The organism is Myxococcus sp. CA023, assembly GCF_010998615.1.
Classification (GTDB): domain Bacteria; phylum Myxococcota; class Myxococcia; order Myxococcales; family Myxococcaceae; genus Myxococcus.
On record NZ_JAAEAH010000019.1, the window covers coordinates 99331 to 107534 of the forward strand.

Below are 8204 nucleotides of genomic sequence, written 5' to 3' on the forward strand. Positions count from 1 at the left end.
CCTAGGCGCGGGCTTCGCGGCCCGCCAGCGCCCGCTCCAAGTGGGCGTAGCGGCGGGCCACCCGCGCGTAGTCCGCCGGTGCCACGGTGGGCTGCGCGTGGGTCCGCGTGAGGTCGGCCTTCGCCTCCAGGTACTCGGTGGCGGAGACGCCTCCGTCCTGTTCCATCAGGCGCGCGGCGTCCTCGTCCGACAGGCCCATGGGGATGCCCAGGCGCTCCTGCATCTGCTGGCGCAGGCCCTGGTCCAGCTCTGGTAGCAACTCCTTCTCCACCTTCGCGCGGCGCATCAGCCAGCCCATGCTGCGCACGTACTCCAGCGCGGACCGGTGCCGCTCCACGCGCAGCGGGCGCGGCGCTCCGAAGCGTGTGCCTCGCGACACGACGTAGAGCAGACCCACCGCCAGCACCTGCGCCGTGAAGACCCAGATGCCACGGGAGAAGGGGGGCGGCGGCGCGAGCTGGTGGTGGTACTCGTCGAACAGCAGGGGCCCGCGGGCAGCCAGTGCTTCCCAGAAGCGCAGATTGTCCAGCAGCTCCAGGCGCCGGTTCTCCAGCAGGTCCGAGCCGGCCAGCACGTACACCTCGCCCTTGCCCATGGCCCTGCGCCACACCGCCACCGCGCCGCCCATGCCGGCGACGGGCACGGCGTCATCGTGGCCCATGCGCAGGCCCCGGTCCTGGGAGACTCGAAGCTGGGAGAGCCCGTGGAGGGGACCCACGGGCAGCCATACGTCCACGGTGGTTCCGCCCACGTCGGACAGCGTCGAGTCCATGCCGCGGCTGCTGGCGGGTAGCATCAGCCCGGACTCCAGATGCAGCCAGCCCTCGAGCGCCGCTTGATGTTTCCCCAACTCGCGGGGCGACAGGTACACGAGCGTCCCGCCTTCCTGGACGAAGCGTTCCAGCTCGGTGACTTCTTCCGTCGTCACGGGCCGCCCCTCGGGCGCCGCGAGCACCAGGGTGCGCGTGTCAGGGGGAATGGCTTCGAGCGGCGTCAGCAGCGTGCCCACGGCTCGGCCCCCCTCGCGGAGGTACAGATAGAGCGCGCGAGCACCCTGCGGCGCCGTGTTCTCCACAGTGGGCACCGGTGAGTCAGGCGCGTCCCTGCGCGTGGACAGGCCCACCGCCAGGGCCAGCGAGATGAGCACTCCGAAGAAGACGACGGTCCGGGAGTTCGTCACCGTGCGCCCTCCGTGGCCAGGGTTCCATTCAGCGACTCAACCTCGGTGACGAAGCGGGCGGCTTCCTCCGGCGCCACCGGCGCGAGCGAATAGAAGGTCCGGTCGTACCAGCCCATCAGCCGCTCCACCTCGCGCACCAGCGCCGCGGACGCGCCGCGACCCGGCAGCTCCGCCGCCAGCTCACGGTTTGTTCGCACACGGTCTGGCCGGGCCAGCCGCCGCTCCTCCAGTGAGGACAGCAGGCTCAACAACCCTTCCCGGATGGCTTCGCGTGCATCCGTGGAGAGCGCCGCCCGGGCCCTGCGCAGGTGTTCGGCCGGAGAGTCCAGGACCAACGGCTCCGCGTTCGCTGCGGAGGAGGCGGAGACATGCGCCGCCTTGCGTCCACGCCGCGCGCGGAGCCGGAGCACGCTCCACAGGATGAGCGCGAGCGCCAGCCCCAGCATCACCGCGCGCGTGGCCACCGCGAAGCCCTGGGCCTCCCTCGATTCGAAGAGGCCCTCCAGCCACGCTGTCACCTCCCGCATGATGCGCTTCAGGGCATCGCCGTGTCGCTGTCGCGCGCGGGCGAACTCGGGCCGGTCGAGAATGGCCTCCAGCCGCTCGGGTTCTGTCGGTGGGGGCGGGACGGCGCTGGGATTGTTCGCCAACGCCTGGACGTCGCAGGCCTCCTTCAGGAAGCGCGCAATTTGCTCCGCGCGCTCGGGCGAGGTGTCCCCAACCTGGGCGGGAGGCAGCGGGATTCCGCCCAGGCGTGCTGACAGCGTGCTCACTTCATCGGCGAACCCGGCCGGGCGGTGTTCGGCTGTCTCGCGCAGGTCCTGGGTGATGTCCTCGCGCTCGGCGCAGGGCAGGGAGGCCAGCAGCAGGAGGAGGGGCAGGCTCGGCACGGTGGAGTCCGGGGGCCGTCGTCAAATGGCGGGCGTCATCGTGTTGAGCTGGTGCTCCAGGTCCAGGGCTTCGCGACGCACGCGCATGTCCAGGTAGAAGAGCGCGCAGAAGACGAAGTTGATGGGCGTGAAGAAGGACTGCGCCACCGTCTGCAGCAGCTCCACCGGGACGAGCAGCAGCTGCGGCGTGCGGGCCATGGTCCCCGGGTCGAAGGGGCTGCCGTAGGGCATCATCACCAGCCACGAGGGCAACCCGGAGACGAGCTGGACGGAGATGAGGATGAGACTCACCACGGTGAAGAGAATCATTGCCCGCACCATCACCCGTCCCATGAAGCCCGGCTCCACGCGGCCCGACAGGAGCTGACCGGAGCGCCGGAACGTCTCCCAGGCGCCCAGGTCCTCCATGGCCAGCACCGGGGGCACCAGCAGGAAGCGCAGCATGTACCAGAGCGCCGCGGCCAGCAGTCCCAGGCACGCGAGCACCGTACCGACCACGCCCAGCACGACGGCCAGGGTGTTGGAACCGGAGGCCACTCCGACGGCGATGCCGATGACCGCGAGGATGAGCCCGGGCACCATGAGCGCCATCGTCACCAGCGCGGACCAGCCGAGCGACAGCAGGTACACCCCGGTCAGCGTGCCCAGCCGCGAGAAGCTCCGGCGCAGTGCATCCGCGGGGCGGACCGGCTCTCCCAACTGGGCGGTCAGGACGTAGCGGGACGCGGCCAGGGTGGCCAGCCAGTACGCCCAGACGAGGAACAGGAACAGGCCCATCCACAGCGCGATGGTGATGCTCGCTTGCGGCAGAATGACCGCCGGGTCCAATTGGGCGCGCGACTCCGCGTCTCCCATGTAGAGCAGCGGCGCTAATCGCTGACCAATCACCAACGTCGCCTTGGTCACGATGTAGTTCACCAGCGTGAAGCCGAAGCTCAGCAGGAAGAGGGGCTTCAGGTGGGAGCGCCAGAAGGTGGCGGCACGGTCAATCATCTCCCCCATGGCGAGGGGGCGCAGCGCGGCGGCAGCGGGAGTGGAGCTCACGGGGTGCGCAGCATAGCCTGCCCGGCGCACGCGGCCAGCAGGCTCCGAGCCGCCGCCGTCGGGTCGTCGGCCTCCAGGACGGACGAGATGACCGCGAAGCCCGCCGCGTCCGGCAGCGTCACCGCGCGCGCGGGGGTGATTCCGCCCAGGGCCAGCGCGGGGCAGGGCAACGCCGCGGCCAGGGCGCTGAACCCCTCCGGCCCGAGGGAAGGCCGTGTGTCTCCCGGCTTGGAACCGGGAGCGAACACCGGGCTCACCAAGGCGAGGTCCGCGCCTCGGGCCGCATGGGCCTCCGCCACGTCGTGCACGGCGGCGCTGATCCACCTCCCGGCGGGAAGGTGCGGGCGGACGTCCATGGGGGAAGGGCCATGGGCGGGAAGGTGGACATGGGCGCCGACGAGCAGCGCCACGTCGACACGCCCATTGATGAAGAGCGGGTTGCCACGTGGGTGGCACAACGCGGCCAGCTCTCGCGCCTCGTCGAGGAAGCGTCGCCCGGTGGCCTCGGGGTGGCGGTGCTGGACGGCCACCTCGGGCCCGGCGTCGAGCGCCCGGGTGAGCGCCCACCTCAGCCGTTCGGACGGCAGGCGCCAGTCGGTGATGACGACGAGCCGGGGAAGGGTGGAAGGCACCACCGTACGCCCCCGGCCGTCAGTGGTGGACGAGCCCGTCAATCGGGCTGGACGCGGAGCCGTAGGCCTTTCGCGGGATGCGGCCCGCCAGATACGCGTCGCGGCCGGCCTCCACCGCCTTCTTCATGGCCACGGCCATGCGCACCGGGTCCTGCGCGCCGGCGATGGCGGTGTTCATCAGCACCGCCTCCACGCCCAACTCCATGGCGATGGCAGCGTCGGACGCCGTGCCCACGCCCGCGTCCACGATGACGGGGACCTTCACCGTCTCCAGGATGAGGCGGATGTTGTGCGGATTGCGGATGCCCAGGCCGCTGCCGATGGGCGCCGCCAGCGGCATCACGGCCGCGCAGCCCGCGTCCTCCAGCTTGCGGGCGGTGATGGGGTCGTCGCTGGTGTACGGCAGCACGGTGAAGCCCTCCTTCACCAGGATGCGGGCCGCCTTCACCGTCTCCTCGACGTCCGGGTAGAGCGTCTTCTCGTCGCCGAGCACCTCGAGCTTCACCCACTTGCTCATGCCCAGCTCCTCGGCGAGCCGGCAGGTGCGGACCGCGTCATCCGCCGTGTAGCAGAGCGCCGTGTTGGGGAGCAGGCGCAGGCGGTTGCGGTCAATCCAGTTCATCAGCGACGCCTCGCCCGTGGCCTTGAGGTCCAGGCGGCGCACGGCCACGGTCACCATCTCCGTGCCGGAGGACTCGTGGCAGCGCTTCATGATGTCGTGGCTGGGATACTTCCCCGTGCCGAGGATGAGCCGGGAGCTGAACGTCACTCCGGCGATGGTGAAAGGCTTGTCCTGGATGCTCATGTGCGGACTCCTGGCTAGCCGCCGCCGACGAAGGTGACGATTTCCACGCGGTCTCCCGCATGGAGGTGGTGTTCGGGGTGGCGGGCGCGGCGCACCACCTCCGCGTTCACTTCCACGGCGACGCCGGGGCCGCCCACTTGAAGCGACTCCAGCAGCGCCGAAAGGGTGGTGCCTTCCGGCACCTCGTGCGTCTCTCCGTTGACCCAGACCTGCATGGCCTCACGGCTCCTTGCGACGACGGGGACCTGGGCACGCACTACAAGGGTGACTCCGCGCTGTCAACGCGCTCGCAGGCCCGTACGCCCGCTACCGTCACCGGTATACTCGGGGGCATGCTCGTGGCTTCCGGCACGAATCCAGGCGCGCGCGTACGTGTTCCAGGACATGCCGCCGCCGGGGAGTCCGGGTACCCACGCCGACGGCACAGGCGCGCGAGTGCATCGCGCGGTGGGCGCGAGAAGGCGCGCCGCTGTGCGCGGAGGCTGGCTCCGAAGTGGTGCCCGGTGACGGTGGCGTGGGCGGCGGTCTCTAGCCGTTCTTGCGGCTGGGCCCGGTATCTCCGTTTTCTGCCCTTGTTCCCTGATAGGGCAGGCAGGCGGCCATGCGCCGCGTGGTCCGCCGTGGGCCCCTAAGGCATCCGTGTGCGCCAGACAACCCCTGTTCAAGGGCGGGGGGAGCACCCAGTTTCTGCCCAACGCCGGGGGAAACGCTCTCTCGGCCGCAAGTGAGTGAGGGGGAGAACCTTCTCCCATTTCCACGTGAAAGGAGCAGGAACAAATGCGCAAGCTCATGATGGCGGTCACTGCGGTTGCGGGTATGTCGTTGGTCGTCACTGGCTGCAGCAAGCGCGACAACGTCGAGTCGCAGCGCCAGGACGTCGCCGAGGCTCAGGTGGAGGCGCAGCAGGAGACGGCGGAGATCCGTCAGGACGCGCGGGAGGACATCGCCAGCACGCAAATGGAGGCCCAGGAGGACATCGCTGGGACGCAGCGTGAGGCCGCGGAAGAGGTCGCCAGCGCGCAGCAGGACGTCCAGGACGAGCGCCAGGACCTGGCCGAGGCTGATCGCCGGACGGACCTGAATGACGACATGGCCCTGGGTGGCTCCGGCGCGGCGGGTGCCACCGCTGCCGCGAGCAGCGTCAGCGGCCGCGTGCTCTCTACCGGCAACGATGAGCTGACCGTGGTCGACACCAGCAACAACAAGCAGCTCGAGCTGAAGACGAACGACCAGACGCGCATCCTGCACAACAACCAGCCGCTGAAGCTGGATGACATCGAGGAGGGTGCCCAGGTCCGCGCCTCGTATGTCCAGGACGGTAAGGACATGGTGGTTCGCGAGCTGACCGTGACGCAGCCGGTGCAGAAGAAGAAGTAGTCAACGCGTCGAGCGCAGCGGGCGGCTCGTTTCCTCATGGACCGCTCAGGGACGGCCTCCGCTTCGGTGGGGGCCGTTTCCTTTTTTCCCTGAATCCGTGCTGGGAGGTTGGAAGAGTGTGTCGGACGTGGGTGGTAGGAGGGATGCGTGAGGTTTTCTCACGCCTTCCCAACCCAGGGGAGGACTTCCTGCTCAGGAGGCATCACCCGAGATGTCCACTCACCCCCCAGAGCCACCCGCTTCAAAGCCATTCATCCTCTTCACCACCGGGGCCACGGCGTATGAGTTGATCCGCTACCTCGGGGCACGGGGCTCCGGAGAGCTGCTGCTCGCCCGGCGGCACTATGCGGGCGTCCCCGGCGACCTCGTGCTCATCAAACGTTTGCAGGACGTCGGAGACGCGCAGGGGCGCGCGCGCCTGCGCGAAGAGGTCAAGCTGCTGATGCGGCTCAGCCACCCGGCCATCGTGCAGGTGTTCCTGGTGCGGGTGCACGAAGGAATGCCCCACCTGGTCATGGAGCACGTGGACGGAAAGTCCCTGGAGACGCTCATCAGCTACGCGGCCCTGCGGCGCCGGCCCTTCTCGGAAGCGTTCGCCGCCTACGTGGGCGCGGAAGTGGCGGATGCGCTGCACCATGCCCATACGCTGGAAGACGCCCGGGGCCGTCCGTTGGGCATCGTCCACCGGGATGTGTCGCCGCGGAGCCTGCGTCTGGACGCGCGGGGCCATGTGAAGCTGTCTGACTTCGCCATGGCCTGGGCGAAGCTGCCGGGGCGCATCGTCACGGAGACCCATGTCGTCCGGGGCGACCTGGCCTACGCCTCACCGGAAGCGCTGGCGCGAAAGCCGCTGGACGGCCGCGCCGACCTGTTCTCCTTGGGGGTGGTGCTGCTGGAGGTGCTCACCTGTCTGCACCTGTTGGATCTGGAGGACGTGGAGCGGGCCGCGCTTGCTGCGGGGCCGCTGCCTGACGCGGAGGTGCTGCTGGCGGAGGTGCCCACCTGGCTGCCCGCGCCCTTGATGGCCGCGCGCATGGCGTGTCTGGCTCCGGCGCATGTGGAACGCGCCACCCAGGGATTGTCCCCGGCCATGCGGGCCATCCTCGGCCGGCTCTTGCGCCGGGAGCCTTCAGAGCGCTTCCAGTCCGGGCAGGAACTGGCGGACGCCCTGCGCGCCGTGTTGGCCGGTCAGGGGTACGCCTACGGACCGACCGAAGCCATGCGGGAGGCCACCCAGGTCCGCCGCGACGCCCGCTGCCGCCGGCAGATGGCGGATGTGCTGCGGTGGGAGGACTCCGTGCGTCCGGAGGCCCCGCCGCGCACGACATCCGGGTCGGGGCCTTGAGGGACTGCGGGGGCGAAGGGGTCGGGGCAGGGACCTTGAGTGAGCCCTGGGACGCGGGTGGTGCTTGTTTCGCGCACGCGGGTGGGCAGACTTGCGCGCATGGGTGACGTGAAAGAGTTCCACCAGCGGTGGTGCATCGCGGACGGCCATGCGGATTCCCTCATGTGGAACCGCGACCTGTGTGCACGCTCTGAAGAGGGCCATGTGGACTTCCCCCGCCTGCGGGAGGCGGGGGTGAAGCTTCAGTGCTTCACCATCGTCACCCGGGGCTTCCCCTTCATCGGAGGCTTCCCGGTGTTCGCAGCGTGGCGTGGGTGGCCCCGGGAGGCCCGGGCGAGCGAGTGGACCCGGGCGCTCTGGCAGATTGAACAGATGGCGTCCTTCTGTGCGCGCTCCGGGGATGCCGCCCGCATCACCACGACCGGCGCCATGCTGGAGGACAACCTCGCGCAGGGGCGGCTGTCCGCGGTGTTGGGTGTGGAAGGGGGGCACGCCATCGAAGGCCAGGTGGCGCGCCTGACGGAGCTTCACCAGCGTGGGGTGCGCTTCATGGGCCTCACCCACCTGTCCAACAACGACCTGGGCGGATCCTCCTTTCCGATGATGGGCAACCGGGGCCTCACACCGCTGGGCCGGGATGTCATGGAGGAGATGGCCCGGCTGGGCATGAGCGTGGATGTGGCGCATGCCTCGGAGTCCACCCTCAAGGACCTCTTCACTCACCCCTCGGTCCGGTTCTTCTGCTCGCACACGGGCGTTCGCGCGGCGGGCGGCGGCTGGCGCAACCTCTCCGACGAATCCCTGCGCTTCATCGCAGACAGGGGCGGGGTGGTGGGCATCATCTTCGCCCCCGTCTATCTGGGCGGTGACACCGTGGATGACGTGGTCCGGCACATCGAGCACGCCGTGGACGTCATGGGGGCTGTCTCTT

General features: G+C 69.7%; 9 protein-coding genes. 3 read left to right on the forward strand and 6 right to left on the reverse strand.

The features are described from left to right. Position 1: 1 nt before the first annotated feature. The 6 genes from F8M74_RS10965 to thiS are packed head-to-tail and all read right to left on the reverse strand — an operon-like array spanning position 2 to position 4766. On the reverse strand, positions 2 to 1180 hold the full coding sequence (locus F8M74_RS10965) for a DUF4350 domain-containing protein (protein ID WP_141255035.1): 1179 nt from the start codon (positions 1178 to 1180) through the stop codon (positions 2 to 4). Then, on the reverse strand, positions 1177 to 2070 hold the full coding sequence (locus F8M74_RS10970; RefSeq protein ID WP_141255034.1) for a DUF4129 domain-containing protein: 894 nt from the start codon (positions 2068 to 2070) through the stop codon (positions 1177 to 1179). The genes F8M74_RS10965 and F8M74_RS10970 overlap by 4 nt, the downstream gene beginning before the upstream one ends. Before the next feature lie 21 nt (positions 2071 to 2091). Then, complete coding sequence (locus F8M74_RS10975) at positions 2092 to 3114, reverse strand: hypothetical protein (protein ID WP_141255033.1); 1023 nt, start codon at positions 3112 to 3114, stop codon at positions 2092 to 2094. Further along, positions 3111 to 3749 (reverse strand): thiamine phosphate synthase, encoded by a 639-nt coding sequence (locus F8M74_RS10980; RefSeq protein ID WP_141255032.1) that lies wholly within the window; start codon positions 3747 to 3749, stop codon positions 3111 to 3113. Before F8M74_RS10980 ends, F8M74_RS10975 begins: the two co-directional genes overlap by 4 nt. Before the next feature lie 16 nt (positions 3750 to 3765). Beyond that, positions 3766 to 4551 (reverse strand): thiazole synthase, encoded by a 786-nt coding sequence (locus F8M74_RS10985; RefSeq protein ID WP_011553313.1) that lies wholly within the window; start codon positions 4549 to 4551, stop codon positions 3766 to 3768. A 14-nt stretch (positions 4552 to 4565) separates the two neighbouring features. Beyond that, positions 4566 to 4766, reverse strand: coding sequence for a sulfur carrier protein ThiS (gene thiS, locus F8M74_RS10990; RefSeq protein ID WP_141255031.1), 201 nt, complete (start codon positions 4764 to 4766; stop codon positions 4566 to 4568). A gap of 562 nt (positions 4767 to 5328) precedes the next feature. Between thiS and F8M74_RS11000 the strand changes: the two genes are divergently transcribed. The 3 genes from F8M74_RS11000 to F8M74_RS11010 form a co-directional block, all read left to right on the forward strand. Beyond that, on the forward strand, positions 5329 to 5928 hold the full coding sequence (locus F8M74_RS11000) for a hypothetical protein (protein WP_141255030.1): 600 nt from the start codon (positions 5329 to 5331) through the stop codon (positions 5926 to 5928). Positions 5929 to 6139: 211 nt separating this feature from the next. After that, complete coding sequence (locus F8M74_RS11005) at positions 6140 to 7273, forward strand: serine/threonine-protein kinase (RefSeq protein ID WP_141255029.1); 1134 nt, start codon at positions 6140 to 6142, stop codon at positions 7271 to 7273. Between the two features lie 99 nt (positions 7274 to 7372). Continuing rightward, on the forward strand, positions 7373 to 8204 hold an 832-nt coding region (locus F8M74_RS11010; protein WP_163884381.1), incomplete at its 3' end, for a dipeptidase.